The following is a 1083-nucleotide window of genomic DNA, read 5'->3' as shown; positions in this document are numbered from 1 at the left end:
TGCTTGTAGGCCCCTTTCTGAAAGGGACAGAAGGAACAGATGGTTTCACAAAAGGGAATATGCAAATAAAGAGAAATGGTACGCGCTTGTGGAATCTGCTTACTTTGCGCTAGCTTATTAAAGTCTAGGTAATTGTAAAATTCATTTGAAATAGTGCGAAATAGCGGATATGTGAAGTTGTAAATCGGCTTGGGTTGATTGAATTTCACAAAAGGATGATCCACGAGTTGCATAGCTTATCTCCCCCAATTTCTTAACTCGCACTATATTATTGACGGGCGACTGGTTATCCAATCGCTCGAGTGTATTACCAAAGATTTTCACGGAACATAATGAATCCTCCTTTTGTAGAAGTTATATGTATTATACATATAACTTGTTATACGAACAGGATAGCTTGTTTAAGAGGCAATGGAAAGATAAAAAATGTCTATTTATAAAAGAACTTTCTCTTGCAGTCTTATGGTCTGATATTGTAATTGGTACCCTGTTTTACGTGGTCGGGCTATGAATGCCTAGAGCGAGAAAAAGCAGGGTATTTTAATGGACGTGCGGGACATCATTGTTATATTGCTGGGTCTTGGAATTTGCGTCTGGTTATGAAATATCATTAGCGCAAAAGATGGTTTTAAAGGTAGAGATTTTAATATCTCTGTAAAACTTCGAGAAGAGATAGAATTATCTATTAGAAAACATATAAATGTCCAGTGTGATAATATTATCGAATGACATGGCATCATCGCTCTTGCTCGCCATTTTGACATATTACCTAAAATCTCATTGAGATTGTGTCATGTACTGGCAAACGGGGATAGATCGCGTTTTGGTATGACTGCGACGAAGTTACGTGCTGCATTGTCTTTGCTAGAATCCAATAGGATTAGGCTTAATGGGGTGCCTTTGCATGTGGGCTCTAATTTGAATTCGACTGAGTTAATAGTATCCACCTTAACTAAGGCTGGAAAGGATATTTACGCATTGAAGGATCAAAAAAGTTTTATCAGTCTAGGCGGGGATATCCGACTTCCACAGCGTTCTGCGATGCCATGACGATCAATGACGAATACCCTCGTAAAATTTATG

At 38.3% G+C, this 1083-nt stretch carries 1 protein-coding gene; it reads left to right on the top strand.

The features are described 5' to 3' along the window. Positions 1 to 780: 780 nt before the first annotated feature. The gene (locus ACFIL8_RS10775) at positions 781 to 1050 is read left to right on the top strand and encodes a hypothetical protein (protein ID WP_375613546.1); all 270 of its coding nucleotides are present in this window, start codon (positions 781 to 783) and stop codon (positions 1048 to 1050) included. Positions 1051 to 1083 lie beyond the last annotated feature (33 nt).

This window comes from Bartonella sp. AP57NXGY (assembly GCF_042195805.1).
Lineage (GTDB): Bacteria > Pseudomonadota > Alphaproteobacteria > Rhizobiales > Rhizobiaceae > Bartonella.
Note: the sequence above shows the minus strand (reverse complement) of the source record. Positions and strands in the feature narration are given on the sequence as shown.